The 25,258-nt window shown below is 66.2% G+C and carries 27 protein-coding genes; 17 read left to right on the forward strand and 10 right to left on the reverse strand.

Annotated elements, in window-relative coordinates; translation table 11 throughout:
• Nucleotides 1–55: 55 nt before the first annotated feature.
• The 12 genes from M1P90_RS36410 to M1P90_RS36465 all read left to right on the forward strand — a co-directional run bounded on the left by M1P90_RS36410 (nucleotide 56) and on the right by M1P90_RS36465 (nucleotide 10,459).
• Nucleotides 56–1,636, forward strand: coding sequence for an N-6 DNA methylase (locus M1P90_RS36410; RefSeq protein ID WP_483705999.1), 1,581 nt, complete (start codon nucleotides 56–58; stop codon nucleotides 1,634–1,636).
• Between the two features lie 421 nt (nucleotides 1,637–2,057).
• Nucleotides 2,058–2,774 carry a hypothetical protein gene (locus M1P90_RS36415; protein ID WP_483706001.1) on the forward strand — a complete coding sequence of 239 codons (717 nt, stop codon included), beginning with the start codon at nucleotides 2,058–2,060 and terminating at the stop codon, nucleotides 2,772–2,774.
• 230 nt (nucleotides 2,775–3,004) lie between these two features.
• Entirely contained in the window at nucleotides 3,005–3,589 is a 585-nt protein-coding gene (locus M1P90_RS36420) for a hypothetical protein (protein ID WP_483706003.1), read from the forward strand.
• 11 nt (nucleotides 3,590–3,600) lie between these two features.
• The gene (locus M1P90_RS36425) at nucleotides 3,601–4,311 is read left to right on the forward strand and encodes a hypothetical protein (RefSeq protein WP_483706005.1); all 711 of its coding nucleotides are present in this window, start codon (nucleotides 3,601–3,603) and stop codon (nucleotides 4,309–4,311) included.
• Nucleotides 4,308–5,486 carry a hypothetical protein gene (locus tag M1P90_RS36430; protein WP_483706007.1) on the forward strand — a complete coding sequence of 393 codons (1,179 nt, stop codon included), beginning with the start codon at nucleotides 4,308–4,310 and terminating at the stop codon, nucleotides 5,484–5,486. The genes M1P90_RS36425 and M1P90_RS36430 overlap by 4 nt, the downstream gene beginning before the upstream one ends.
• A 31-nt stretch (nucleotides 5,487–5,517) precedes the next feature.
• Nucleotides 5,518–5,877 (forward strand): hypothetical protein, encoded by a 360-nt coding sequence (locus tag M1P90_RS36435; RefSeq protein ID WP_483706009.1) that lies wholly within the window; start codon nucleotides 5,518–5,520, stop codon nucleotides 5,875–5,877.
• A gap of 3 nt (nucleotides 5,878–5,880) precedes the next feature.
• Nucleotides 5,881–6,207, forward strand: a complete 327-nt coding sequence (locus tag M1P90_RS36440) for a hypothetical protein (protein ID WP_483706011.1) — start codon at nucleotides 5,881–5,883, stop codon at nucleotides 6,205–6,207.
• A 152-nt stretch (nucleotides 6,208–6,359) separates the two neighbouring features.
• Nucleotides 6,360–6,773 (forward strand): hypothetical protein, encoded by a 414-nt coding sequence (locus M1P90_RS36445; protein WP_483706013.1) that lies wholly within the window; start codon nucleotides 6,360–6,362, stop codon nucleotides 6,771–6,773.
• Nucleotides 6,774–7,021: 248 nt separating this feature from the next.
• The gene (locus tag M1P90_RS36450; RefSeq protein WP_483706015.1) at nucleotides 7,022–8,269 is read left to right on the forward strand and encodes an RNA-guided endonuclease InsQ/TnpB family protein; all 1,248 of its coding nucleotides are present in this window, start codon (nucleotides 7,022–7,024) and stop codon (nucleotides 8,267–8,269) included.
• Nucleotides 8,270–8,685: 416 nt separating this feature from the next.
• Nucleotides 8,686–8,817: a hypothetical protein gene (locus M1P90_RS36455; protein ID WP_483706017.1), complete on the forward strand. Its 132-nt coding sequence runs from the start codon at nucleotides 8,686–8,688 to the stop codon at nucleotides 8,815–8,817.
• 5 nt (nucleotides 8,818–8,822) lie between these two features.
• Nucleotides 8,823–9,539 carry a hypothetical protein gene (locus M1P90_RS36460; RefSeq protein ID WP_483706019.1) on the forward strand — a complete coding sequence of 239 codons (717 nt, stop codon included), beginning with the start codon at nucleotides 8,823–8,825 and terminating at the stop codon, nucleotides 9,537–9,539.
• A gap of 29 nt (nucleotides 9,540–9,568) precedes the next feature.
• Nucleotides 9,569–10,459, forward strand: coding sequence for a hypothetical protein (locus M1P90_RS36465; RefSeq protein WP_483706021.1), 891 nt, complete (start codon nucleotides 9,569–9,571; stop codon nucleotides 10,457–10,459).
• A gap of 583 nt (nucleotides 10,460–11,042) precedes the next feature.
• Here M1P90_RS36465 and M1P90_RS36470 read toward each other — a convergent pair.
• On the reverse strand, nucleotides 11,043–12,350 hold the full coding sequence (locus M1P90_RS36470) for an RNA-guided endonuclease InsQ/TnpB family protein (protein ID WP_483706023.1): 1,308 nt from the start codon (nucleotides 12,348–12,350) through the stop codon (nucleotides 11,043–11,045).
• Between the two features lie 21 nt (nucleotides 12,351–12,371).
• Here M1P90_RS36470 and M1P90_RS36475 point away from each other — a divergent pair, with 21 nt between their 5' ends.
• Nucleotides 12,372–12,668, forward strand: coding sequence for a hypothetical protein (locus M1P90_RS36475; RefSeq protein WP_483706025.1), 297 nt, complete (start codon nucleotides 12,372–12,374; stop codon nucleotides 12,666–12,668).
• A 259-nt stretch (nucleotides 12,669–12,927) separates the two neighbouring features.
• Here the strand turns inward: M1P90_RS36475 and M1P90_RS36480 are convergent, their stop codons facing one another.
• Nucleotides 12,928–14,544, reverse strand: a complete 1,617-nt coding sequence (locus M1P90_RS36480; RefSeq protein WP_483706027.1) for a zinc ribbon domain-containing protein — start codon at nucleotides 14,542–14,544, stop codon at nucleotides 12,928–12,930.
• A 392-nt stretch (nucleotides 14,545–14,936) separates the two neighbouring features.
• Between M1P90_RS36480 and M1P90_RS36485 the strand changes: the two genes are divergently transcribed.
• From M1P90_RS36485 to M1P90_RS36495, 3 genes are all read left to right on the forward strand, one after another.
• Nucleotides 14,937–15,323, forward strand: a complete 387-nt coding sequence (locus M1P90_RS36485) for a helix-turn-helix domain-containing protein (protein WP_483706029.1) — start codon at nucleotides 14,937–14,939, stop codon at nucleotides 15,321–15,323.
• Nucleotides 15,320–16,087: a DUF5131 family protein gene (locus M1P90_RS36490; RefSeq protein WP_483706031.1), complete on the forward strand. Its 768-nt coding sequence runs from the start codon at nucleotides 15,320–15,322 to the stop codon at nucleotides 16,085–16,087. The genes M1P90_RS36485 and M1P90_RS36490 overlap by 4 nt, the downstream gene beginning before the upstream one ends.
• A 206-nt stretch (nucleotides 16,088–16,293) precedes the next feature.
• Nucleotides 16,294–17,217, forward strand: coding sequence for an ATP-binding protein (locus tag M1P90_RS36495; RefSeq protein WP_483706033.1), 924 nt, complete (start codon nucleotides 16,294–16,296; stop codon nucleotides 17,215–17,217).
• Between the two features lie 8 nt (nucleotides 17,218–17,225).
• Here M1P90_RS36495 and M1P90_RS36500 read toward each other — a convergent pair whose 3' ends face one another.
• Both M1P90_RS36500 and M1P90_RS36505 read right to left on the reverse strand, forming a co-directional pair.
• Nucleotides 17,226–18,134, reverse strand: coding sequence for an HsdM family class I SAM-dependent methyltransferase (locus M1P90_RS36500; protein WP_483706035.1), 909 nt, complete (start codon nucleotides 18,132–18,134; stop codon nucleotides 17,226–17,228).
• A 66-nt stretch (nucleotides 18,135–18,200) separates the two neighbouring features.
• Entirely contained in the window at nucleotides 18,201–19,088 is an 888-nt protein-coding gene (locus M1P90_RS36505) for an IS5 family transposase (RefSeq protein WP_483706037.1), read from the reverse strand.
• 90 nt (nucleotides 19,089–19,178) lie between these two features.
• Here M1P90_RS36505 and M1P90_RS36510 point away from each other — a divergent pair, with 90 nt between their 5' ends.
• On the forward strand, nucleotides 19,179–19,352 hold the full coding sequence (locus M1P90_RS36510) for a hypothetical protein (RefSeq protein ID WP_483706039.1): 174 nt from the start codon (nucleotides 19,179–19,181) through the stop codon (nucleotides 19,350–19,352).
• A 267-nt stretch (nucleotides 19,353–19,619) separates the two neighbouring features.
• On the opposite strand, the gene M1P90_RS36515 is transcribed toward M1P90_RS36510, so the two are convergent.
• From M1P90_RS36515 to M1P90_RS36540, 6 genes are all read right to left on the reverse strand, one after another.
• Nucleotides 19,620–19,916 carry a hypothetical protein gene (locus M1P90_RS36515; protein ID WP_483706041.1) on the reverse strand — a complete coding sequence of 99 codons (297 nt, stop codon included), beginning with the start codon at nucleotides 19,914–19,916 and terminating at the stop codon, nucleotides 19,620–19,622.
• A 134-nt stretch (nucleotides 19,917–20,050) separates the two neighbouring features.
• Nucleotides 20,051–21,256, reverse strand: a complete 1,206-nt coding sequence (locus tag M1P90_RS36520; protein ID WP_483706043.1) for an MFS transporter — start codon at nucleotides 21,254–21,256, stop codon at nucleotides 20,051–20,053.
• Between the two features lie 120 nt (nucleotides 21,257–21,376).
• Nucleotides 21,377–21,679 carry a DUF6755 family protein gene (locus M1P90_RS36525; protein WP_483706045.1) on the reverse strand — a complete coding sequence of 101 codons (303 nt, stop codon included), beginning with the start codon at nucleotides 21,677–21,679 and terminating at the stop codon, nucleotides 21,377–21,379.
• Nucleotides 21,676–22,212: a QcrA and Rieske domain-containing protein gene (locus tag M1P90_RS36530; RefSeq protein ID WP_483706047.1), complete on the reverse strand. Its 537-nt coding sequence runs from the start codon at nucleotides 22,210–22,212 to the stop codon at nucleotides 21,676–21,678. Before M1P90_RS36530 ends, M1P90_RS36525 begins: the two co-directional genes overlap by 4 nt.
• Nucleotides 22,209–22,832: a 4Fe-4S dicluster domain-containing protein gene (locus M1P90_RS36535; RefSeq protein WP_483706049.1), complete on the reverse strand. Its 624-nt coding sequence runs from the start codon at nucleotides 22,830–22,832 to the stop codon at nucleotides 22,209–22,211. The genes M1P90_RS36530 and M1P90_RS36535 overlap by 4 nt, the downstream gene beginning before the upstream one ends.
• A 69-nt stretch (nucleotides 22,833–22,901) precedes the next feature.
• Nucleotides 22,902–25,199, reverse strand: coding sequence for a molybdopterin oxidoreductase family protein (locus M1P90_RS36540; RefSeq protein WP_483706051.1), 2,298 nt, complete (start codon nucleotides 25,197–25,199; stop codon nucleotides 22,902–22,904).
• Nucleotides 25,200–25,258: the final 59 nt, after the last annotated feature.

Raw genomic sequence — 25,258 nt, forward strand, 5'->3', positions numbered from 1 at the left:
CCGGAAGGGCACGCCCCCATAGATTACACATCCGCTTTACAATCGAGCACCACATATGAGCACAAAAAAGCAGCGCCTGCCGCACACCCTCGACGAATACATCAAAGCCATCATCAAAGAGCTGGAGGTCGTCACCGCCATCTCCGGCTGGCGCCGCGGCGAGGTGTATGACGACTTCCTCGAAGCGCTTTACTACACACTCCGGGCCGAGCCAGAGCATGTGCGCGCGCAGGCCGCGCACGAGCCGGCGCCAGCGCCGCCCGGGGACGAGGCCAGGGCCTTCACGCGGTTGCGCCAGCGGTACGGAAAGCATTGGGAAGAGATCCACACCCAGTTTGCCCGCGCGGTGGGCTGGGTGCGCATGGCGACCGCGATGGGCATGATCGACGTGCTCGGGCCGGTGTACGAGCAGTGGGGCGCCGTCAACGTCGACGCCGGCCAGTTCTTCACGCCGCCTGATGTCTCCAAGCTGCTGGTACGCGTCGTCGCCGACCCGATGCCGGCGGTGGTGCTCAGCCCGGACGGCGTACCGCTTGACGAGGGCGTCGGCGCCGTGCTGGTGCAGCACATCGAGGCCGCGATCGCGGCCCGGCCAATGGCCGCGCTGATGGCGTTTTTCGGCCAGGCGTTCCGCGCCGCCTCGGCGGCGCATGCGCGGCTCGTCGACGCCGCGGCCACGCTGCTGGAGCTGGATCGCGCCTTCGCGCGCCGGCTGGATGCGATCTGCGCGGAGAGCGTCGAGGCGTTCATGATCCTGACGCTTGGCGAGGCGCAGGGCCAGCGCCCGGACGAAGGTGCCTTGCCGCTCCACCACGCGGTAGCGGGCTTTGTGGACGCCTGGGACGCGCTCGGGCGCGATCTGCGCCAACTCGTCATGCTCTCGCCTTCCGCTCAAATCCTGCACCTCTGGGTCTGGGCCCTGCACACCGAGGACCCTGCCCGGCAGCACTGGCTGCTGGCCGCGATCGCGCGGATCATCGAGGTGGATGCGGACCTCGCCGAGCGCCTGAGCACCGCGATCGCCGGCGCGCCCGATCTGCGCCGCATCGCGATCGCCCGCTGGGACCTCGACGCCGTGAGCGAGGGGGAGCGGCGCTGGATGGTCGAGCAGGTTATCTACCGTGCCTACGAGGCATTCCAGCCCATCGGTTGCTACGACCCAGCCGCAGGCGCCTGCACGCTGCTGCTGCACATGGCGGAGCTGCTGGCGGAGCAGGGGTATCGCTACGCTATTGATTTGAATTTTATACGCTTCTTCGGCCAGGAACGCGATAGGCGTGTTTGGCAGATGGGCGCCAGTAATATGATGCTCCACGGCCTCAACGGCCATAGGCTAAAGATCGCGCGCGCACGCGCGGTAGGCGCCATCCAGTTGCTCCAGCGCGGCCGCGCAGCGCTGCTCAACAACCTACCCGCGGATGCCGGCGAGGAGCAGATCGCCGAGACCGCGCGCCTGCTCTGCCAGGTAGATCTGTCGATCCGCGCCTACGAGGACGGCGACCCTCGCAACCAGGCCCTCTCCATCGCGCCGGAGCGCTACGAGCGCGCGCTCGCCGAGGTGCGCAGCGTCCTGGCCGGCCAGCGCGCCGAAGCGGCCACCCTGGAGCCGGCCGCCTTGATCAAGGCGGCCGCGTAGTTGCGCTCGACATGCCATCTTCCCCGCTCTGACGCCGTCCGACTCACGTCGACCGTGCCGGGTGCTCCGCGCGCAGCCTGTCAGCAAAAATAAACGTCGTCCGCAAAAATAAACCTCTTCTCGACCTCTTGCGAGCCTTTACCAGCTTTGATCAACCAACCCCCCGTCCGCCCCGCCGGCTGCCAGATGAGGTTTATTTTTGCACTATCCCTTTCCAGCTACCGCGTCATGATGAGCTAACCGGCGAACAGCAGAAGAAGTTTATTTTTGCCTGCGCCTCTCTGCCGTACCCCAATGCGCGAAACGGCGCGTCGAGTCACTGATTTTTTCACGTTTTAACAAAATTATGATTTGACATTTATGTGGAAATGGGATATACTATCACAATCTGTGATACCACCAATCAGCAACGAGCACAGCCATGCACAACCCACCCGCGACGTTCACCGCCACCGATACCGCCGTGCTTGACACGGGCGATTGTGGCGTCCTGCTGCCGCAAACGGCCATGCGCAGCGCGACGGCGTTCGCGCTCGCCACGATCTGTCCGCGTTGCGGTGGCCCTGTCGCCTCTGACGCGGCCGAGACGGTGCTTGACGCCGGCGATGCGCGCTGGCACCAGGTCTGCGCCAGGCTGACCCTGGCTGAAACGCCGGATCTACGCGGCGCGCTGCGCGCGCTCGTCACGCGTCTCATGGAAGGCGCGCTCGGCGACTACTCACCGCTGCTCGATGAGGTTCTGGACGGCTGCGCGGCGCTTGCACCGTGCGATGACATGGGGCTGCCGGTCTCGCCGGCGTGGGATGATGCCGCGGCAGTAGGCGCTGTGAGCGGCCCCAGCCCCGCGCAGATCTTGCTGCTCAGCGACCTGGTGCGTTGGCTTCAGACTGCCGGCTGGAAGGCGACGCTGCATCCCGATGGCAATTGGGCGACGTTCCGGCACGACGCGCAGCCGGTCTCCGTGCTGCTTCCGCAGCATGCGGGCGCGCCCGGCGCCGCGATGCTGTTGAGCGGCGCCCTGGCAACGCTGGCCGCGCTGGCGGGCTGTTCTGGCCCGGCGTTTGTGGCCATGCTTACCTCCGGCGTTGACGGCGTTGCAGTGCCCTCCGCGGCCATGTCGAGCGCGGTCGACGGCTGAGCGGGGGAGGGGTCTCATGAGACCCCCCTCCCTGCGTGAAAGGGCTGAATCCTCGCCCCTGAAAACATCTTTGCCATGCGGTAGAAGCCGTGTCGAGGAGCAACGATTGAACGCGCCGCAAGCACTCACCACCTTGCTCGAAACAAGTACGGCCGTCTGGGGCCTTCTCCCAGATCAGAGACAAGACACGCGGACAAACACATACAGTGTCAGCAGCGGGGAGCATGTTCATGAGCGATCCATACACCACAGCTTTGCATCAGCTTCCAGTTCCGGTTCCGCCAATGCTGGAGCAGGCGATCGGATATGCCGGCGATTCGTCGGATTTCAACCCCGAATGGATGGCGTTCTATTACCAATCGACGGAAGCGTTTTGGGACACTGGCCTGCGCAGCGCGACCGGCGAGTGGTACCCGTTCCTGTATATCTACCTGCGCCACCGCGCCGTCGCGCCGTATGTTGCGCCATACGATTTCGGCTCCGACGATGCGCCTCCCACACACTGGCTCGTCCTCAACCGCCGCACGCGGACGATGTACGTTGCGGAGGCTCATCTCGCCGATCGCTTTGTCATGGCGCAGTGGAATCTCCCGGAAACCCCGCCTGCACCATTCGTGGTCGCTGACGCGGACGAGTTGAACCGGCTGGCGCAGGAGGCGGTAAGCGCTGCCCTGGGTGCTGCCTGGCAGGAAGTTCCCGCCGATACCGACCTGCACGCGCGCGCTGCCGAGCGCATGCGCACGCAGGACGAGATCAACCGCGCCCTGGCGGCGTGGCTTGACGACTACGCGCGACAACACGAGCGCGCGAACTGAGCAGGTTATACGTGATCACGTCGCCTGAACTCATCGCCGCACTAGAAGCTGATGGGCAGATCTACATGCTGGCCCGCTCGGCGCGGCGCGAGAACGTAGCCACCGATGGCACGATCGTCTTCGAGTGGCGCCTGATTCGCGTCGGCCGGCGCGGGGCGACAGCGCTCTATGCCGTCGCCGATCGCGAGACTGCGCGGAAGGTGCTTCCTTCGGCGCAGCTTACGGTGATCCTCTACCGGCGCGTCGACATGGCGCTCGGCCAGGCCATCGAGCAGGGCACGCCAACGGGCTGGTGGCTCTGGCAGATCGCGCCGACGCCTTGGGCGGCGGTCTGGAACCACGACGACGCGTTTTTCGCGGCCGAGAGCCTGGATGGGCTGCACGCCTTTGCCGTGGCCCAGCGCCACTACAAGCGCACGCTGCTCACCGAGCTGGAGACCGCGCGCAGACCGCTGCACGGCGAGTACCACGAGCGCTTTATGGCCGCGCTGGCCGAGCAGAGCCCAGCGCTGCGGCGCAAATATGAGCGCGGCCAGGTGCAAGTCCACGATCCGCAAGTCAAGGCGATCTACGAGCAGCACGCCGCCGCCTACACAGAGGCATTGCAGGAACAGCAGCGCCGCACTAAGGAGATCGAGGCACAACTTGCGGCGCTGCGCGCCGGCCGCGGCGCGCCAGATCCCGGCACACCAGTTGAACAACCAATCGCGAGGGCAGCATGACGACCAGCTACGACATCATCAACACCCTGCTTGAGGACCCTGCGCACGCCGCGCACGTCGCCGTGGCGCGCACCGCCCCGAAACGCTCGCTGACGACCGACGCGCCATGGCACTGGTACATTGAGTGGCGCCTGTGCGTGCTCACGACGGCCGGCCGCGACGCGCTCCTGCCACATTATGTATCGCCTGCCGACCAGAACGCGCTGTTCGGCGAGCGCCCGACGATCGTCCAGGAGCGGCGTGTCGACGTCGCTCCCGACGGCGTGCTCCACCCGCGCGCCTGGAACAGCTACAATCCGTTTCGCACGCCCTGGGAAGCGGTCTGGCGCAACGGCACGGGCATTATCAAGGCTGACGAGAGCCTGCATCCGTTCCACGCCTTCGCCGTGGAGCGCTGGCAGCGTTACAGCGCGTTGACGTCCGAGCGGCACCAGCTCGTCCAGCAGCGCGACCGCGTGCGCCCGCCCGACCTGAACACCAGAGAGGGACAGCGCGCCGACCAGCAGGCGTTCAACGCCCGCGGCGAGCAGGCGCTCAAGGATGCGCGGCTCTACGCGAAGTGGAAGCGCGCCCAGACTGATCCAGCGGCGCGCGCCAAGCTCCAGCCGCAAATCGACGAGATCGTCAGGCGGATTCGGCAGGAGCACGCGGCCGAGCGCGAGCAGCGGCTGGCAGAGGTCGCGCGGTTGAGCGTGCGGATCGAGGAGATCGAGGCTGAGATCCCCTGGCTGTGCGCGGGACGCGATGCCCCGCGGCTACTTGCCACCGACCCGGCGCCGCTCTCAGGTGACACCCCGCCGGCTATCGACAGCCTGGACATGCTGTGGGCGGCGCTAGTTCCTCCCGAGCCGTCCGAGGGCCCCATGATCGCGCCGTGGCTGCGCGCGATCGGCCCTGGTGCGCACGTGGTATTGCTGAAATCGCATACCGCGCCGGTCTGGTATGCCGAGCTTGTCGAGCCGCCGCCGGGCGCGGAGCGCGAGGCGGCCGAGCGCGACGCAGAAATTTTCTGGGCCGAGCGGCGCGACGGGCGATCGCGGGTCATCCAGCTCGCCGAGATCGCGCTGTTGCTGACGCCCGAGCAGTTCGCGGCCGCGCGCGCGGCACGCTGGCCGGATACGATCGCCGGGCTGTGGGCGGAGGTCTTCGAGCCGGTGATGCAGGTGGCGCGCTAACAACACAGTGCGCGGTGAGGGATGACGACCAATGGCTTCCGGCCGCCCGACAATCGATTGGAACTGGGTCGTCGAGCGCCTTCAGGACGCCGACCAGGAGCGGGCGCTGAAGGCCATCCGCGTCCACTGCGCGCTCCGGCAGCTCGATGGCGCCTGGCCGGCGCCCGTCGAGGCCGTGATCGAGGAGGGGCGCCGGCGGCTGCCCCCGCCGTCCGAGCCGGTGCCTGCTGTGGCCGAGGAGGTGGTTGCGGTGGCAGAAGCGGAGCAGGGGAGCGCCGCGCCTAAGTCGCGTACGCGGCCGAGCAGGGCGGCCAAGCCGGAGCAGCGGCCCGCGGCGCCACCGGCGACGAGCGAGGAAGCCGCCGACGATGAGCAGCTTTCGTTGTGGTGAGGGATGGACACATCGATCGACAATCAGGCGCCCGAGACCCTGGCCGACGCGCTCGCCGCGCTGGAGCGATCCGAGGCCGCCGGCGCGGCGATGCGCGAGGCGATCCGCTTCGCGCTGCTGGTGTGGCCGCGCAGGGCTGCTGAGCCGCCGGTCCTTCAGGAGGCCCGCGCCGGGCTTGCGGCGGCGCTCGCGCCCGCCGCCGGCGCGGCTGTGCTGAACGAGGCGCGCGCCTGGCGCCAGGCCGTCGATCTGCTCGACCAGGCCGGCGTCACCCTGGTCGAGCAGCCGGCGAGGCTCGACGACGGTGGGCCGCCGATGCGCTGGGAGTAGCGCTGGGAGCGGCTGGGCGGCCGCGCGTATGCGGGCAAGGCTATTCCCGCCGCCGCGCGCATCGCCGCGCTGGGCTGGCTGCTCGACCTGCTGCGCTGGGAGCGCCTGCGTGTGTGCATTGCCGACCGGCCGCGGGCGTAGGAGCACAGCAGATGACACAAACGCATAAGGCATCTATGGACGACGCGCCCTCACTATCGCCAGAATGCGCTATCATGAAAACACCCGCAGACGCGGCGCAGGCATCACTCGCCGAGCGCGTCGCGCACCTCAGCGCCCGCGGCGGTCCGGCCGCCCTGAACGACGACGAGCGGCGCCTCATGTGGGACATGGCAAGGCGCTTCGGCCGCGGCCGGCAGGTGTGGCACGCCACATCCGCACAGGCCGAGGCCAGCCTGGGGCTAGCGCGCCAGGTGCTGGCTGAAATGGAGCGCCTGGGCATTGCCGATGGTGTGCGGACCCAGTCCGACGACCCAATCGGCTTTCTGGCGCGGTTCTATACGCGCGAGGAGCTGTCGGCCGCGATCGCGGCGATGGCGAAGGGCTACTGGGTCACGTTCGAGTAGAAAAACTGGCTGTCTTGGTGGTTGAGCCTTACAGAAAGAGGCGGGCGAAAGCCCACGCCGTTTAGAGACTGCTGAAAAAGTCCCCTGAGTACACAACCTGTAGTGGATCAGGTAAGCCTCGCCCCTACAAATTGTGGTGTGAGGATAGTTTTTCAGCAGTCTCGTTTACGGGCGGGATGAAGCCCGCGCAGCGCATCAGGGTGCGCGAAACCGCTTGCAATAGCACGCATTTTCTGGTACAATCGAACATGCCCTACAAAACCGCCAATACAACCGCCACGGTGCAGCTTGTTGCCTTGCGGCAGCTCGATCCCGCCACGCACGCCCTGTGCGACACGCTGCGGCAAGAGGCCGGGCGCTGCTGGAGCGAGATGGTGCAAGCCCATGTCGCCGCACGCGAGCAGGGTGTGTGGCTGGCCGAAGCCGACCTGAACGCGCTGACCAAAGGCCACCGCTACGCGCTGCACTCGCAAAGCATCCAGTTCCTCGCGCAGCAACTGCTCGCCAACGTCGCCACTGCCCGCCAGAACCGCGCAGCGGGGAAGGGGGATGCCAACTACCCCTACCGCGCGAAAGCCTACCAGACCGTGGTGTGGAAAGGTCAGTGGATACGGGTCGTGGACGGGCAGCTTGTCCTTCCCAATGGCCGCAAGCAGCGCGACCTCGTGCTGAGTCTGCCCGAGCGGTTTCGTGCTGCCCACATCCGCCAGGTCGCGCTTGTGTGGCGGGCTGACCATTTCCAGCTCGCCATCACTATCGAAGGGCCGCCCGACCCGCCAGAACGCGCCGACGGCCTGCATGCCGGGGTCGATCTTGGCGAAATCAACATTGCGGCGGTCGTAACCGAGCGAGGCGATGCGCTTGTGCTGAACGGGCGCTACCTGCGCTCGCTCAAGCGGCTGCGCAACAAACGCCACAGCACGCTGACGGCCAAACTCGCCCGCTGTCGCAAGGGCAGCCGTCGCTGGAAACGGTTGACAAAGCGCAAGCATCAAGCCTCGGCCAAGTTCTATCGCCAGCAGCGCCACGTCCTCCACACCGCAAGCCGCCGCCTGGCCGACTTCGCGCGAGCGCGGGGCGTGAGGCGGCTGGCGATTGGCGACGTGCGCGACATTGCTGACGGGACCGACAAGGACCGCAAAACCAACCAGAAGCTGTCGCAGTGGGCGCGCGGGCAGTTCGAGCGCTATGTCCAGTACAAGGTCAGGCGATTCGGCGGCACGAGCGCGCATGTGCCCGAAGACTACTCGACGCGGACATGCTCGGCGTGCGGGCATGTCCACACGAGCGCGCCACGGGGGCGGACTTTCCGCTGCTCCGGCTGTGGCGTGAGCGTCAACCGCGACGCCAATGGCGCGTCGAACATCTGCTCGCGCGCGATGTTCGGCGGCTATGGGCGCATCCAGGTGCGACAAACAACGTATCGGCATGCCTGTCATGTCGTAGTGCCTCGGACACGGGCCAGGGGTTCGCCCCCTGTTGCTGCGCGGCCATAAGCCGCCAGAAGCCCAGGGCATTCAGAGACTGCTGAAAAAGTCCTCTGGGTACACAACCTGTAGTCGATGAGGCCACCCTCGCTTCTACATATTGTGGTGTCATGGTAGTTTTTCAGCAGCCTCATTCAGCCCTGGGAGTGTCACCGAAAAGGATTGATAGTTGATTGTTCGTGTGACGCCTGATCAGGAGCGCGACATCAACGCTATTGCGGCATGGCTCATAGCCAACGTCACCACGGTGCAGTCGCAGCAGCAGGCGCTGGCGTAGGCAGTGATGGTCATCCAACAGCCTGGCTATGATCGTGCTCAGCCCATTCCAAATAATCGCATTGCTGGCTGCGACTTCGATATGCCAGCGCCGGCAACACTGTCAACTCTATAGATTGCACATCAACCACGTTATCGGAAGAACCACTATGCCGCTAACCGCAACAGAGATCGACGAGATTCTGGCTGCGCTGGCGCAAACGGCGCGCGAAGACATCGCGCGCGTGTGGGAGGCCGCCACTGCCCTGGCGGGCCCAGGCAGCGCGGCGCAACGTGGGTGAGGACCATGGCACGCTGGACAGAAGCTGAAACCGGCCCGGCATCGACCGACGGGCGCCCGCTGGTGGGGATCACCGCGCCGCGGGATCTCTCTGGGAACTGGCGGCCGCTGATCGCGGCCGTCGTGCGAAGCGTCGAGCGCGCCGAGCCGCCGCGGCGGCTGGCGGTAGGGGATTGCCCGACCGGCGGTGACGCGTACGCGACCGCAGCCGCGACAACGCCACCGCGGATCTTTCGGGTCTCGGGCGCGTTCGGCGCTGACTTCGCGCAGCGCTCGGCCGAGATGGTCCGCGAGGTGTGGGCCAGCGCCCGGCTGGGCAAGGGCAGCGGGCTGATTGCTTTCCCGCACGACCCCTGCCCCGCGGCGATCCTGGCCTCCAGCGACTCGCGCATCGCCTTCCCCGGCGCCGGAAACGGCACGTGGTCGACGATCGCGCTGGCGGCCGGGCTCTGCGCCGAGGGCGCGGAGACAGCCATCCCGATCCTGGCGTTCTGGTGCGCCGAAGGCGCGCCGCGGCTCGCTCAGCACTGGCCGGGCATGCGCTGGGAGGCGGTCGGCGGCAAGAGCGTCTTCGCGACGGCCTGGCGGCTGATCATCGACTACGACGCGCTGCCGCGGCCGGAGACGGCCCAGGAGTCCCTGTGGGGGCCCGAGGTGGACCGCACGCTCGGGCACGCGCACCCGCGGCGGGGCGACTCGGAAGAACAACGTCGCCGGCGCTAAGGCCAGGCCGTCGGATAGAGGAGTTCTGCATGCCACGGACACCACAACCAACCAGCGCCGTCGACGGCTATGTGACGACCACGCTCCTGCCGCAGCTCCGCGCGCTGGGGCTGACGAGCCAGCAGCGCGCGCTGATCGCCGGCGACGTCCGGCAGCGGCTGCTGTCGCTGCTCGGCCGCTGGGACGACCCGGTCTTCCGCGAAACGGCCCTGCTGCTCGGCACGGAAGATGCCACCTTCTACCAGCCGGCCGAGGTGCCGCTGGAGACCCGCGCACTCGTCGCCGTCGGCGTGCGGAACTCAATGCTGGAAGACATCACCGCCTCGCGCCCGTCGGAGCCGGCGCTGCGAGGCGTGCGCGAGCGGCTGCGCGACGCCCAGGTTCCAGCTTTCACGGGGCGCGCGGTCATGTTCTTCGCGCAGCACGCGCGCCAGCACGGCGACTGGGGTGTTCCGCCTGTGACTGGCGACGGCGATCTCTTCGGCGCGCTCGCCCAGACCTATCCGCTGGCCTGGGAGCGGCTGCGGCTGCTCGCGACGTCGCCAGCAAAAGAGCACGATCTGGCCGCGCCCGAGGAGGGCCTGTTCAGTATGCCACCGCCCCCGCGCGAGCGGCGTAACGCAATCGCGCCGATCGTACTCAGCGGCTACGACCCGGCGATCGACGAGCCCTTGCGCGCACGGCTTGATGCCATTCAAGCCGGCACGCTGGAGATGTTGTTCGCGCCGACATTTAAGTGGCTGACCCGTAACCCGGCCAAGCTGCTCTACGCGATCGAGACCATCATCGCGGCCGGCGGGACGTTCTGCACGCTCAACTACCTCATCCGCCGCGACTACTGCGCCCGGCGTGAGATGCTGGTCCGGCCGCCGCACGAGGAGGACGAGATTCTACCGGCGCTGCGGGTCTATGACGGATAGGTTCCGCGCCACCGCACGGCGATACAGCACGCCGCTTCGGTCGAAGGGGCCGCGGAGTAGAGGCATAGCGCCGCAGCAAGGAGACAATCAGGTGACCACGGCACAGAAACCACGGACGCTGACGCGGCAGGTCTCGCAGCTTGGCGAGGTGCGCTTTGACGGCGCCGTCTGGGTCGACGCCATCTACGGCAGCCCAGGCGGCCTCGGCCACGTCCTCAGCCAGAAGATCACCGTCCGGGTCGACGGCCCGGACGCCATCCCCGTGGCCTGCGCGTTAGGTGACCCGCACACCATGCTGTGCCAGCTCGACCGCGCCGGCGATCCACCGCGCGACGCGGCCGATCTGCTGCCGCCCTCCGCGGCCCAGCGGGCGCTGGCGATTGCCGGCACGCGCCTGTACCGGCCGGGCTGGTTCGTCCACAGCCGCAACGAGCTATCCTGCCGCCGCCGCCGCGACGACCTGCTCGGCGAGGGCGTGGTGCTGGCCGTCGCAGGCCCGGTGCTGTGGGTGAGCTGGCCCGAGGTGGCCGAGGCGGTCCCGCACTACGCCGGCGAAGTCTGGCACGTGACACTCCGCAGGGCGCTAAAGCCCTACGGCTTCTCGCGGCTGGCACCCAGTCCCACGAGCTACAACCGTTTCCGGCTGGCCGGTGTCTCGGCGTCTACGCATGAGCCGCAGGTTGTGCGGCATACGATGCTTGATGTCGGCAGGTGCGCGCAGCCTGCCCACCTGCCCGGCTTTGTACCGCGACAGGATGTTGATCTGTCCCACCACATCACGATGCGCGCTGAAACCACACCGCCCGCAGGAGTACCTCCTGCCGCGTGGTTTGTACCGCTCGGAGCAGTTGGGACAGGTTTGGGTCGTGTGATGCTCATCCACCAGTTCCACCACAATGCCTTCGGCTGCGGCCTTGTACGTGATGTATTGGCGGAGTTGGCCGTGGTTCCACTGCGACGCTTGCTGGTTGTGCTGCTTGCCATGATCGACGCCATCCGCAACATCCCGCACGTCGCCGATCGCGATCGTACCGGCCTGCCGCTCGACTGCCACATCGACCACCGCCCGGCTGATCTTGTGCTCCATGTCGCGTATGACGCGCTTGTGTTTGGCACGCATGCGGGTTCTGGCCGCGCGCAGGCACCTGTATCGCCGGCTCCCGTTCTGTTTCCGGCTGAGCGCCTTGCTCAGTTTGGCAAGCCGCTTGGCGTGGCCTTGCTGCTGGTGCCGCCGCTCGCGACAGGTGATGATCGTGGCCTGTTGCTCGTCGCCTGCTACCGCAGGGTGGATCTCGCCGAGATCGACCGCGACGACGTTTGTTCCTGGCGCCGCTTTCGGCTGCTTGCCGTTCTCGACAACCAGGTGCCAGGTGTAGCAATGGGCGCGCCGATCATAGACCAGCCGCACTTCCAGCACGCGCAGCACGTCCTGGAGGTGCTCTGGCAGCGGGAGCATGATCGGCGGCAGCCCCTTTGCCCTGGACAGGAGCAGAGCGGCATCCTTGCGGCGGATGCCACTCTGCTTCCAGATGGTCGTGCGATAGAACGTGCGCTTGTGGGGGTACTTCGCTCCCAAGCGCCGATTAGCCTTCGCTGTCTTGCACGCCCGGTAGAAGGCTTCCTGGGCCGCGTCTTTGGAGTGCGCGTGCAGCAGGGGTGGATCGTCGCGCGTGAAGTAGTCGTTCAGGCGCATGGCGGCGAATTGCGACAACCAGTGGCGCGTGCGAGCGCCGCGCTTGCGGTAGACGCGGTAGTGGGTGACGAGCGTGCGCGTGTAGACTGCGCCGCTGGCCCGATTGAGGGCGTCGGCAACGGGCCTGGGCAGATCGCAAGGAATGGTATGGGTGCGGATCATGGTTGTGTCATCGCACAAATGTTTTGGTATACTCATTATACCGCAGTAGGACGCACTGTGCAAGGGCTGAAGCCACCGAGAACCCGCCTTGGCCGCAGCCGTTCAGACAGCGTGGTTTGCGGCGGGTTCTGCTCCATCATCTCGCCGCTCGGCACGAGCGTCCACGAGCACCCGCTGCTCGCGCAGGTCCTCTCCGAGGCAACGTACGCGGCGCTGGCCGCCGACGTCGCGAGCCGGGCGATCAGCATGCCGATGCGCCGCGAGGTCCGGCGCCTGATCGAGGCCGACGTCCAGGCGTGGGCCCGGCGCGCGCGCATCACGGAGGACGCGCCGCCTACTGTGGTGGAGGGCTGACGATGACACACGTGCGCCGCAGCCGCCAGAAGCGTTTCCAGGCCAGGCGATCTGCGCCGAGCACGGGGGCGATCCGGGGCTTTGTCCCAGATGATTGGCAGGTTGCGCGTGATGGGGTGTTGACGCATCTCAGGATCTACCAGCCATGCTGCCGGGACCCGCGCAACTGGCGCCCAAATGGCGAACCGTGCGCGCTCGCTTCCGCCGATGTGTTGGACACGCGCGCCAGCTACCGCTACGTGCGCGACGTGACCCGAATCTACCCCACGGATACATCCGGGGGGTTCTGGTGACAACCCGGAGCGCTCTGCACAGGCTCTCGCGCACCACATTCACAAGGAACATCATGCGCTACAGCATCCTGGCTCTCACGCACCATCGTGCCAACTGCCCCGGCGATCCGCTCCGGCCCACCGCCCAGAGGCAGCAGGTGAGCGTCCCCATTGGGGCCGCCGCTCGCGGATTGTGCTCGCGCCCAGGCCACAAAGGTCTGGACGGAGATCGGTCTCGACGCCGCCGGGAAGCGCGATTCCGCACCCGCAAAAGCCACTTGTGCCTTTGCCGCGTCGAGCCGCCAGGACGGGCCAGAAGGCCCTTCCACGGCCACAGAAAAACGCGCCAGGTAGGCCGAGAACACGTCCCGCTGCACGGTGATGCCACAATCACAGCGGTGGATGCGCTCGGACAAGGACTTGCGCGCGAGAGAGCCGCACAGACAGATTTGAGAGAGCCTAAGCCACGTGGGGATGGCGGTCACACTCGCACCGGCGCTTTCAGCCTTGCGCGAGAGGGACGCCACAAACGCCGCCGGGGCCGCCTGTCCGACGGCTTTGCCGTAGGTTCGTTGAAAGCTCTTATAGCTGTTTTTCTCGATACGAATGTCGCTACCAAGCACCAGGAGGGCATTGGCAAGCTGCCCGTGCAGGCTTTTCCGATGGGCTGCTTCTTTCCGTTTGGCTTCTGCCAGCCGCCGCTCGTTGTCTCGTTGATTGCGGCTAATGACCCACCGCTTTCGGCCTGGGCGTACCCGACCATCGGGCAAGTAGTTCGTGGGGTTGTTGGCCCGTCGTTGGCGGTCGATCTGACGTTGGATGCAGCGCTGCTGAGTACGGGACTGCTTGAGTGGCGTGGTCAGATCGATCTGTGCGCCCCAATCCGCCCCGGCGAGACCGAAGGTGCGCGGACCGGGATCTACTCCGATTACGCCGTCCCCCACCATGTTCAGTGGCTTCTGGTACGGACTTCCCGCGAAGATGAGCTGAACGAAGAAGCACTGGCGCCCGTTCAGCATGCGCCGCACGATCCGCACGTACTTGATCGGGCAGGTCAGGGCGTGCGCGACGATGGAATCATCCGTACTGATACGCGCCCGCAGCGTCAGATCGCCCCACACCACCGCCCCGTCACGCCAGCGCAGTCCCTGCCTGTTCGACTTGCCCTCCACGCTGTGGAACTGGCCCTTGCCCTTGAAGCGCGGGCGGCCACGCACGCCGAACTGGTACTGGCGCACCGCATTCCAGACGCGAGAGGCGATGGTCTGGATGGTATTGGCATCGAGGTGCTCGCCCAGCCAGGAGCGACCAAACCGCGTGGCATAGCCGTGCAGATCGTACTCGCGCAGCCGAAACTGCACGTCCAGGGCGCGGAATGCGGCAGCCCGCTCGCGCTGCTGTTCCTTGCTCTGTTTGGGCATCGCCCGCGCGGCCTGAAAGGCTTTCGACTGGCGTAGCAGCGAGAGCCGCTTCAGGCTCTCGCCCAGCACGGCGTTATAGACCTGCCGCGCGCAGTCCAGGCGGATGCGCAGCCTCCGCTCGTCGGCACCGACGAGCACGAGCGGCAACTCGCAGATGAAGGAGGGTGTGCTTGCGCGGGACATATGGGTGCTCGCTCATTTGTTCGGATGCCGATAGTATATCACGAATTTACGCAGTGGCAAGCCGCAAGCGGCACTTCCTCCCCACGCATCAATGCGGGGGCTACCGCGCCGGTCTATTTGGTGTAGCTGCGGCGTGCGCGTTATCGCGCACGAGTGGCTGCTGGAGCCGCCTTGCGGCGCCGTGCCGGTCTTCGGCCGCGGCGACCACGTGCGCGTGCGCCTGGGGCCGCTGAGCGGCCTGGAGGCGTTCGTCGGCAAGCTACTGCCGGGGGCCGCCAGGGCTATGCGCTGCGCCACCCTCAGCACCCGGATCTGATCGCGCCGCTGCCGGCGTGCGCGCTGGAGCTAATCGCCGCGGCGCGGAGGCGAAGCGCATCGGCGAAGGAGCAGAGATGAGCATCGATGATGATCGCGCGGCGATTGCGGCCGGAGGCGCCGCGCTGCGGGCGCTGCGCCTAGCCCGCAATCTCTCGATCACCCAGGTCGCGGCGTGTTCAAAGCGGTCGCAGTCGGCGATCTCGCAATACGAGGCCGGCCTGCGCACGCCCGCACGCGCGAGCATCGACGTCATCTGCACAGAGGGCATGGCGGCGACGGCGGACGAGCGCAACGCCGTGCTCGTGGCTTACGGGCGTGTACCGATCGGCACACTGGTCGAGCAGATCCGCGCGGTGCTGGCTGCCGATGCGGCGCTGACCGACGCGGGCCGCGCGGCGATCGCCGCGCAAATAGCCGACGCCTTGAAAACGACTCAGCAAGCAAAGGAGCCGCGTCTATGAGCACACCAGCACGCCCTGTCCGTCCGCTGACCTCGCTCGTCGACCTGATCGAGCAGCCGCTGGCGCTGCGCCGGCCGCAGCGCTTTGTCATCGACCCGGCGCGCCTCGACCTCTTCGACGGCCGCATCAGCGAGGCTGCGCTGCGCCAGGTCTGGCGGACGATGCACCTGGCGGCCGAGCGGGGACATGTCTTCCAGGTCTGGAGCAGGCACGTCGAGCGCATGGCCGCGCTCGTTCCGGCCCTGAACCGCGCCCTCCTTTCCGATCGGCGCGACGCGCCGGGCCATCTGCGCAACCTGTGGCTCGGCGTGCCCATAAGCACGCAGCAGGAGGCCGACGAGCGCGCGCCGCTCCTGCTCGGGATCGACGCCTCGATCCACTTCGCCTGGTGCGTTCCCTTGCGGGCAGAGCTGGCGCTGAACCCCTACTTGCAGGATGGCCGCAAAATCGGCTGGGTCGTGGCCGGCGGCGGCGAGAGCCCGCCGCACCCGGTGTGGCTAACGAAGCTCCGCCTGGCGTGCGAGGCACGCCGGATACCGTTCAGCTTTTCCGGCTGGGGCGTGTGGATGCCGGCCGAGGACGCGCCCGGCGAGGCGCTGAGCGACGAATCGACGATCATCGTGGACCCGGACGGCAGCGTGCGGGAAGGCGGCGTGGCGGGCTTTGGCCGCGTGATGGCCCGCGCCGGCCAGTCGCAGCGTGGAAGGCTGCTTGACGGCCGGGTCTGGGACGCGGTTCCCGATCCTGAACAAAATCGATACTAGGTTTTGCTTGACATATCGCGCAGGAACAGTACCATTCAAGCACGCAGTCGCCGGCATGGCGGCCGCTCCCGCCCCGGCCCGAGCCGATCAATCGGCGGGCGCTTCCGGGTGATACCGGCACCACAGGCACTGGTATCGCGCCCTCGCGCGCACGTTCTCTGCCATCCGCGCGTGTGGCACCAGGGTAAAACTGGCAGGAGATAGGTATGGACGACAACATGCGGCGCATCGGCCCGGACGATCTGCTGCTGCCGGGGCACGGCAACGGCGCTGGCGCCGAGCGGGGAGCCGCTCGGCGTGCGGTCGTGCTGCCCATCGAACCGGACCTGGCGGATCTGGGGGATGCCGCGCCTGAAACGCCCCTTGAGCAGCGCTGCCCCGACTGCGACGGGGCCGGCTACTACAAGGAAGAAGTGCCGTTTGGCCACCCGCACTTCGGCGTCTTATTCCCCTGCCGCTGCAAGGTCGAAGCGGCTGAACGCCGCAAGCGTGAGGAGTTCAGGCGGCTCAGCAACCTGCAACACTTCGAGGATAAAACATTCGACAGTTTTGATGCCTACAACGCGAGCCTCCTGCGCGCTTTCGCGCGAGCGCAGGAGTTTGCCCGCCGGCCGCGCGGCTGGCTGGTCCTATTCGGGGAGTATGGAAGCGGAAAAACACACCTGGCCGCGGCGATTGCCAACGCGGCGATCGCGCGCGATATTACGACCTACTTTGGCGCCGTGCCGGACATCCTGGATCATCTGCGGTCCACCTTCGGCCCCGATAGCCAGATCGACTACGACGAGCTGTTCAGCCGCGTCCGCGAGGTGCCGCTCCTGATTCTCGACGACCTGGGTACCGAGGCTGCGACGCTGTGGGCGAAGGAAAAGCTGTTCCAGATCGTCAATCACCGGTATAACCTGGAGCTGCCGACGGTGATCACCACCAACCGCGTGCCGGACGACATCGACGGGCGCATCCGGTCGCGCATGTGGGATCGGCGATTGACCGGCGGCGGGCCGCTGACGGTCGAGGCCGCCGACTACCGCAACCTGACCGACGAGCAGCGCAGGACACAGCACCAGCGCGCGGGCATCCTGCGCCAGCGCCAGACGAGCCGCGCGGGCGAGCAGTCCGCCGCCTCATAAGCGCGACGCTACGCATCGCCGCCGAGCTTGCGGTGCAGGCTTTCGATCCGCTCCCGACAGCGCTGGCTGTTTTCGACGAGCCGCGCGACGATCGCGGCCGCCGGCTCGCGCGGCTGGTCTGCCGGCTCTGTGGGCGGCGCGAGCCGCAGGTCAAAGCCGCGCCCCTCGAACGTCGCGGCGGGCTCCAGCCACATGGTGGTATGCGCGTCGGCGCGCGGAGCAAGGGCCATGCCCGCGCCGTGCCGCATGATCTGCCAGGCGCGCCACCCGCTCCGCGCCTCGTCGACATGCGCGTCGGCGAGCGGGCGTGTCTTTGTCGGCCGCAGCTCTTTCGGTGGCGTGAGCGCGCAGCACCAGGTGAGCCGATCGGGCGCCGGCGCCGCGGTGGCCGGGCGCTCAAAGACCAGGATCGCGGTTTTCAAATCCGAGAATGGCGCAAATGCGCCCGTTGGCAGGCCGATGAGGCCCGTGAGGTGGAACGTATCGAGCAACACACGCTTGACCGCGGCAAAGGCGTCGCCACGAAACAGAAACCCCTCAGGGACGACGACGGCCGCCCGCGCGCCGGGCCGGCGCTTCAGGCGTGCCATGATGTGCTGTACAAATAGGAGATCCGTAGCGCCGGAGCGCACGGCGAAGTGGCTCGGCGCGTTGGCCTGGCCGATGTCGGCGAAGTAGGGATTGCTCAGGATGACGTCGGCGCGCCGGCCGCAATGGAGCGGCGCGTTCAGCGTGTTGCCGCGCGCGAGGTGCGGCGTAAAGCTGCCGCGCAGCGCCAGCAGCGTCGCGCCGAGGAGCGCCGGAAAGGCTTTCTGCTCCAGGCCGAACACGGCGCGCGAGGACGCGGCGTCGAGTACCTGCGCGAGCAGGCCCGCCGACCCATAGGCCGGGTCGTAGACGGTCGGATTCGAGGACATCGGCGAGGCGTGGGATGTCGTCTCCCGCCTCAGGTGCGAGGCGCAGCGCCGGCGCTACGAGGTGCGCTAAGAAACCTTCTGAAAAGCATTCAGACGCGCTATTTCTATAGATGAGGCTTGGAGATGAGCCAGCCGACGCAACATCAGGCGCGACATCGCGAGATAAATAAACGCTTCGCTGGTTTGCGCCAGCCGTTCATACTCCTTGCTCAGGCGACGGTTCTGCCCCAACCACGCCAAGCTGCGCTCCACAATCCAGCGCTTGGGCAAGACGTGAAAGCCGGTCGGGATTGTCGGTGGTTCTTGATCTGGCCCAACCCATACGCCTTTGATACCGGTCCACCAATGTTTGACGATTTCAACATGCCACCCAGGAAGCTGCTGCACTGCCCAAGTGCGAAAGCTTCCGTTGTAGCTGCTATCGATCCACAGCCTCTTGATGTCTGGAAAGCGCTCGGGCATGCCAGCAAGCACCAATGGTGCGCCATCGCGATCGGCGACGTCGGCCGCATGTACTTTGACTGCGAGTACCAAGCCTTGGGTATCGACCACTAGGTGGCGTTTGCGACCGTTGATTTTCTTGCCACCATCATAGCCACGTTCGCCACCCACACCAGTGGTTTTGACCGATTGGTTATCGATAATCGCCGCACTCGGTTGCACATTACGCCCGAGCGCTTGGCCAACCATCTCGCGCAGAATGGTATGGATGGCTTGCCAAAGACCAGTGAGCCGCCACAGTCGGAAATAGTGATACACGGTTTTGTAGTTTGGGAACTCACGCGGCAACCATTCCCAGCCGCATCCGGTTTTGGTGACATAGAACATGGCATTGAGCAGGGAGCGACGGGAGATTGTCGCACGCCGTCCATTGGTTTTCGGTTCGGGGACAAGCAATGACACGATTGCCCACTCCGCATCCGTCAAGTCAGAAGGATATGATAGATATGCCATAGCCGAGTAGTGTATGTCGCACACTAGGCTTTGGCAAGCTTTTCAGAAAGTTTCTAATACAAAACAGATAAACGGCGTACAATGGGTGCTATGACACATCGAATCTTCAAACTCGGCGACGCGGCTGCATCTGCCTTACTCGCCGCCTATCACGCCAGCCGCGATGGCGCCCAGCGCACGCGTTTACAAGCGGTTCGCCTGTATGGCATCGGCTACACCGTGCCTCAGATGTCGAGATTACCGGCTGCGCTCGCTCCAGCCTGATGGAATGGTGCGCCGCCTAGCGCGCTGCTGGGATCGCGGCCTTGGCCGATCATCGCCACTATGAATGTGGTGCGCATCCTACGCTGGCTGGCGGAGGAGCCGAAGGCGAAAACGTCACGTTCACCTTTTGCTCAGCTCTATCAGATGACGGCTTGATCGGCATACTAGGGGATTCGCCACCAATATCATCTTCCGTGCTCAAGGTCTTACGATGTGAATCTAGCCGGACAAAGCACTGCTCCGTGATGCCCAGTATGCGCACTGCAACTATTTTGTGTCGAGAAATAGCACGATCTTTGAGGGAGAGCCGCTTTTTGGTGAGGCGTAACCTTTTCGCTGGGTAAGATTCTTCTGTGAGGCTATACGGGTTCCACAATACCATGTCGCTGAACAAGGCGCATAGCGCCGCTCGCGGTAGTCAAGGTAGCTTAGCACCACCTTGGCCAGTGCAGTGGCGCGCGGATCGGCATCTGCGCTCGTCAGCAGGATCTCGCTCGCCGAGCGGGCGGCGGCCCGGTCGCTGTTGCGCAGCGCCCAGGCCTTCTCGACCGTGTTGATCAGCATGCCTCCCACAGTATCTCGCTTCGCCGCAGAGCTATCATCTGTGTTGGCAATCATCGATCGGTGTGGCTGCCGAGCAGTAGATAGATCAAGAAACGTGTCCTGTGTACGGCTTCATGCATACCCGAGCGCGCTGATCACGTTTCTAGCTTCGTATGGCGGAGCGGATTGCCACTTCGCTTCGTTAGCAAGACGCGCTGATTAAGCACAAAACACAGCAGGCTCGTGAGTGCAAGGAGTGCAAAGCCGATCGTATAGCTGCCAAACGCCTGCCGCACAGCGCCCAGAATAAGCGGCGGGAAGAAGCCACCCAGCCCACCCGCCGCACCGACGATTCCAGTCACCGTTCCGGTGCGGCCCGCGAAATGTTCTGGCACCAGCTTGAACACCGCGCCGCTGCCTAGGCCCAGAAACATGGAGGACACCAGGCAGGCGATCGTCAAGGGGATCAGTGCGGTTGTCACCGTCAGGATGAGCGCCATAAGCGCGATCATCCCAAACACCACCCGAAGTACTCGCGCCGCACCCCACCGATCGGAGAGCCAGCCGCCGGTTGGGCGCGCCAGCGTTGCGAGCACCACAAACACCAGCACGCGATTTCCGGCGTCGATCGGCGTGATTTTGTACAAGTCGATCAGCAGCTTGGGCAGGTAGAGCGAGAACGCAACAAACCCACCAAACGTCACGAAGTAGAACAGGCTGAACAGCCAGGCTAGCCGCTCGCTTTGCAGCACCGCCATGCTATTCGCGAGCGAGGGACGTGGTGCGCCAGCCGGCGCGGGGGCGTCGCGGGCGAGCAGCCAGAAGATCAGTGCCATCGCGACAATCATTGCGGCAAAGACATAAAACACCGCCGGCCGCCCCCAGGCGGCGGCGATCTGCGGCGCGAGCCGCGCGGCAATCGCTGTGCCGATGTTGCCGGCACCGTACACACCGAGCGCAAAGCCCTGGCGCTCGGACGGGTAGTAGCGCGAAACGAACGGCACGCCGACCGCAAAACTGGCGCCGCCCAATCCCAGCCACAGCCCGCCGATCAGCAGCGACGTGTATGAGGTGGCCTGGGACAGGATGAATAGCGCCGGGAGCACCAGGATGAGCAGCCCGGTAAACACACGCCGCCCGCCGTAGCGGTCGGTCAAGATCCCCAGCGGCAGCCGCAGCAGCGACCCGAGAATGACCGGCACCGCGATCAGCACGCTGGTCTGAACATCGCTCAGCGCCAGATCGCGCTGGACGCCAGTTGCAAGCGGCGACAAGAGCGACCAGGCCGCAAAGGCGACCCCAAACGCCAGCGTACTCAGCGCGAGCGCGCGGGTCGATGAGATTGGATGGTCGGTTGTCATGCCTTCCCTCCTGCTCAGATTATCTGGGCGAACACTCCAGCGGCAGCGCCAGCCGTCAAGACGGCAAAGGCACCAAACGTACACTGCTCTTTGGTGGCGTCCTTGGCGTCTTGTTGGTTTTTAGCTTGGCTTGCCGGCGCGGCGCACGCGTGCCCGGCGGCCCAGCAACCGCAGCATCAGCAACCCACCCAGGAAGATCGCGCCCGAGAGGAGCGCCAGCTGCCAGATCTTCGCGCCCGCGCCGGCCAGATACAAATCCAGCGCAATCGTCAGCAGCCAGAGCTGGATGCCCAGCAGCAGCAAGCCGATCGTTAGCCCCGCCAGGATCAGGGACATCTGCCCGGGTGGCGGCGGCTGGCTCACGGCCTCATTTGAGCGCATGCGGCCGACAAACGCCGGCTCGTCGCGTGTCGGCAGTGTCATGGCTCAACTCCTTCCGCCACCAGCATATCACCATCCTGGCGCAGCCGAATGCGCGGCAGCCGGCGCTGTGGCGGCCCAGCAACCGGCTCGCCGGTCTGAGGATCGAACACGCCCTCGTGGCAGGGGCAGAACAGCCGCCCGCGCTCGGCCTGGTAGTACACCGCGCACGACAGGTGCGTGCAGCGTTGGCTATAGGCCACGAACTGGTCGCCGGGCAGGCGCAGCAGCACCGCCTGGTCGTCGGATGAAGGATAGGTGAAGTAGTACGGCTGGCCCTCCAGTACATCCGCCGCGCGCGCCACCGGCTGCGCCTCGCTTTGTTCCGGCTGCCTCAGCAGGCCCAGCAGCGCCAGCAGCGCCGTGCCGCTGAACAGCGCCCCCGAGGTGTACACCGTGAACTGCAGGAAGCGCCGGCGTGACACCAGGTCGTCGGCGTCCCAGTGGTAGGGAAACTCGGCCCGCCAGCGCTTGATCTGGCCGCTCTCGGGCACGCGTTCGGCCGGGACGGCATCGTCGTAGTGTGCGTCTGTCATAGCACCCATGCCTCCTCGCGCGTGCCAGTAGCCTGGCCCAACTCGGCCTGCGCCTGGCGCAGCAGCGCGCCGACATCCAGCCCGGTTTGATTTTCGGGCAGCACATGGTAGACCTTGGTGCGGATCTCCTGCTCGCCGAGGATTGTCACATTGGCGGCGTGGCCGCGGCGATGATTGGCGAACTCCTCGTAGTCGCCATACCACAGCGCCTGGGTCGGGCAGGCCTGCGCGCACCAGGGCTTGAGATCCTGCGAGGTACGGTCATAACACAGGTTGCACTTCTTCATCAGCCGGGCCTCGGCGTCGATCTTTGGCACGCCGAACGGGCAGGCGTAGACACAGTTGCGGCAGCCGATGCAGCGTGAGGCATCGGCCATCTGCACCACGCCGTCAGGCGTGATCTGGATCGCCATCACTGGGCAGACCTGCGCGCACGGCGCGACCGGATCGGCACAGTGCATGCAGACGGTCGGCTGGGTGGCAACGCTCCACGAGCGGTCGATAAAGTCGACCATCACCATGCTCTCGCCCTTATGCGAGTCGCACTCGCGGCAGGCCGCCTCGCAGGCCCGGCAGCCGATGCAGCGCGATGGGTCGACAAAAAGTGTTTTGCCAGCCAAAGACAACTCCCTATTGCAGATTGTCGATTGCAGATTGCAGATTAGCCTTCGCAATCGACAATCTGCAATCTAGTAGCGCTTGCCTTCTTCCTCCTGTGGCGCCTGGCCCTCGCCCTGGGCATACGGGAACATCTTGGGCGCGCTGGCGGGCGTGAAGTTCACATGCGGCCCCTCGCCGGTGCTGTCATCATCTGCGTCCAACCGCTCCACAGCTGCCGCGCAGACCTTGTACTCGGGGATCTTCACCGTCGGGTCGACGGCTGCATTGGTGAGCTGGTTGACCGCCTCGCGATGGCCATAGTGGAACGGGATGAACAGCGTGTCCGGGCGGATCGTCGGCGAAACCAGTGCTTTGAGCTCCATCTCGCCGCGCGGTGTCCGCACGCGCACGCGCGCGTTCTGTTCGATGCCGAGCCGGGCGGCCGCCTGTGGGTGAATCTCGACCCATGGCTCGGGCGCCTGGCTTTGCAGAAAACCCAGCCGGCGGGTCTGGTTACCGCTCAGGTAGTGGTACACCACCCGCCCAGTCGTCAGGCGGAATGGGAAGTCGCCGCCCGGCTCTTCGGCCGCCGGCGTATAGTCTACCGTGTTGAAGCGTGCCTTGCCGTCGGGGTGCGCGAAGCGCTCGGCAAACAAGCGCGGCGTGCCGAGGTGATCTTCCGACGGGCAGGGCCAGAACACACCGCCCTGGGCGTCGATCTTCTCCCAGGTGATGCCGGAGTAGTCCGATAGGCCGCCCTTCGACGCGACACGCAGCTCTTCCCAGATCTCGCGGCTGGAGCGGTAGGGGAAGAACTGCCCGCGGCCCATTCTCGCCGCCAGGTCACAGACGATGTCGACATCGAGCCGTGCTTCGCCAGGCGGGTCGGCGGCGCGGTTGATCTTGAGCACCCGACCTTCCAGGTTGGTGGTGGTGCCCTCGTCCTCGCACCAGACTGAGCCGGGCAGCACCACGTCGGCCAGCTCGGCCGTCTCGGACATGAAGAAATCGATCACCACCAGCGGGTCGAGATGTTGCAGCGCGCGCTGAACAACCGCATTGTCCGGCAGCGAGACCATCAGGTTCGAGCAGATCACCAGGCAGCTTTTGATCGTGCCGTCCGCCATCAAACGCACCTGCTCGGTCGCCGCGGCGCCCTCCTGCGGCAGCTCCGGCTCGGGGATACCCCAGACATCGGCGATATACTGGCGCTCCTCCAGCACGTCGATGTGGCGATAGCCGGGCAGCTGGTTGGCCTTCTGGCCCATCTCGCGCCCACCCTGGCCATTGCCCTGGCCGGTCAGCATGATCGTGCCGCCGCCAGGCTTGCCAACCTGCCCGCGAGATAGCGCCAGGTTGATGCAGGCCAGCACGTTGTTCACGCCGTGGGTGCTGTGCTCGATGCCGCGCGCGTGCATGATCAGCGAGGTGGCGGAGCGCCCGTACAGCCGCGCTGCCGCCACGATCCGCTCGGCCGGCACGCCCGCGATCCGCTCAGCCATTTCGGGCGTATACGGCTCGACCGTCGCGCGCACGCCCTCCCAGCCGACGGTGCGGGCCGCGATATACGCCTCGTCGGCCAGGCCATCGTGGATCACCTGGCGCAGCATGGCGTTCAGCACCGCGATGTCGGTGCCGGGACGCACCGGCAGCCACAGGTCGGCCGTACGCGCGGTCGGCGTCTCGCGCGGGTCGATCACGATCAGGCGGGCACCGCGGTCGCGCGCGCGCCACAGCCACTGCATCGCCACCGGGAAGCACTCGGCCACGTTCGCGCCGACCACGAGCATGCAGTCGGCCAGCGGGATGTCGGTCATCGGGATCGGCGCGCGGTCGAGCCCGAATGCCTTGGTGTAGGCCGCTGCGGCGGACGACATGCACAGGCGGCCGTTGTAGTCGATATGGCGCGTGCCCAGCCCGACCCGCGCGAACTTGCCCATCAGGTAGCACTTCTCGTTGGTCATCGACGAGCCGCTGTAGACCGAGACCGCGTCGCGACCGTGCTGCTGCTGGATGGCCTGCCAGCGCTGCGCGATGTAGTCGAGCGCCTCGTCCCAGCTCGCACGCTCCAGCCTGCCGCCCTTGCCGCCGCGCCTGATCATCGGGTAGGTCAGTCGGTCGGGGTGGTTGACCTGCTGGTAGGCGACGACGCCCTTGGGGCACAGCGAGCCGCGGTTGTGCGGGAAGTCGCGCGGCTCGACGCCAGTGACCTGTCCGTCGCTCACGCGCAAATACATGCCGCACTGCACGCCGCAGAAGCAGCAGTGGGTGGGGACGAGCAGATCGGGCAGCCTGTCGGCCTTTTCCCAGCCACTCTCCGACCGCCCGGCACGCTGAAAGTCGGCGTTGGTGTCGCGGTCGTGGAAGAAGTCTTTGTTAACGCTCATGTCGCTTGCCTTTTATTTACCCTGCACACAGAAGATGATCTAGTACCTTGCTGCCGCAG

This window comes from Kouleothrix sp. 19917 (assembly GCF_057073505.1).